The sequence below is a fragment of the Prevotella sp. 20925_1_30 genome, from assembly GCF_041433025.1.
GTDB lineage: Bacteria > Bacteroidota > Bacteroidia > Bacteroidales > Bacteroidaceae > Prevotella > Prevotella vespertina.
On record NZ_JAPWAR010000068.1, the window covers coordinates 1 to 1,279 of the forward strand.

Below are 1,279 nucleotides of genomic sequence, written 5' to 3' on the forward strand. Positions count from 1 at the left end.
ATTGGTGTATCTGCTCTGCTGAAGATTTATCCTTGGCGCAAAGGGTTTAATATTTCAATTGGTGGACGTGCGGGAGCTAATCTTAATGGTAAGGGCATATCTTACGAGAGTAATCAAGAAGACAGTAAGTTTGCAAACTATCATTTTGCCACTGTCGCAGAGACGGAGCGTCTGATGAAGGAGAAACTGACGGGGCAGCCAGATATTGCCGTTGGCGGTGGCTTTGGTTATGAAATTGGCAACCACTGGGCTTTAGATTTACGTTACTTTCACGGATTGAACTCTACCATTAAGACAGAACGTAATGACTATAATTGGGCAGAACATTCAACCCACGGACAGAACATAGAGCTTAGTATCAGCTATCTTTTTAAACTTTAACCCTTATGAGTTTATCTATGAAGGACAAGAGCAACAGCAGGAAACGTTATATTCTGGTAGGAATCTTTCTTGGCATAGCTACTCTTTTGGGTATAGAACGCTGTGTTAATGACGAGCCAGAGTCTGAGCAGCGTATAGAACAAAAGACTGCAGACAAGGCACCATCACAATCTACTACACCACCGGTCTCTTCTTCTTTAGACAGGACAAATGTGCAGAAAGATTCGGGACGTTCAGATTGTGTATATAATAAGCTGAGGAATGTGCCCCGAAACGTTACAAGTATCAATACAAGGAGAATTAAAAAATCAAGCATGACAAGGAAAACCGCTAATGGCAAACATTTTTCGTCAGAGCAGCCTATCCTTTCTCCATCATTATCAACTGACGTTTCATCTGTAAACGATAAAACAGCCAGTATAAAACACGAGACGAAAGAACCAGACAATGAACCTACTAATCAGAAAAAAGGTGAACATGTTCTTGACAACTCTATGAATAGCCAGCCCACCATAGTAGAGGAAATTCCGAAAGAAACTCCATCTATGAGGACTTACTCTTTTCCTCACCATCACCTTTTTCGGATTGGACTCAGAGCAGGAGTAGGTTATTCCAGCATTTCAGGATTAAGCAGTATTATTGAAACCTATGACATACGCCCTACTTTCACAATGAGTGAACGTGGTGGTATCAGTCCTCGTATTGGTGTCTTTGGAACATGGCAATATCGCAGGTTAGGTGCAGAGTTGAACATTGATTATACTCGTATCTCCAGCAAGCTGACGGAGTACAAGAAACCTGAAAATGTAACTGAGACTACACGATTTCATTATAATTTCATCACTCCGCAAGTCCTGCTTCGTTTCTATGCTTTCCCAAAGTTCTATATGGGAGCAGG

General features: G+C 41.5%; 2 protein-coding genes. Both read left to right on the forward strand.

The window, feature by feature from the left end; translation table 11 throughout:
* Nucleotides 1–381: outer membrane beta-barrel protein (locus O3603_RS12015; RefSeq protein ID WP_371523051.1), on the forward strand; the 381-nt coding region annotated here is incomplete at its 5' end.
* A gap of 17 nt (nucleotides 382–398) precedes the next feature.
* Nucleotides 399–1,279: PorT family protein (locus tag O3603_RS12020; RefSeq protein WP_371523052.1), on the forward strand; the 881-nt coding region annotated here is incomplete at its 3' end.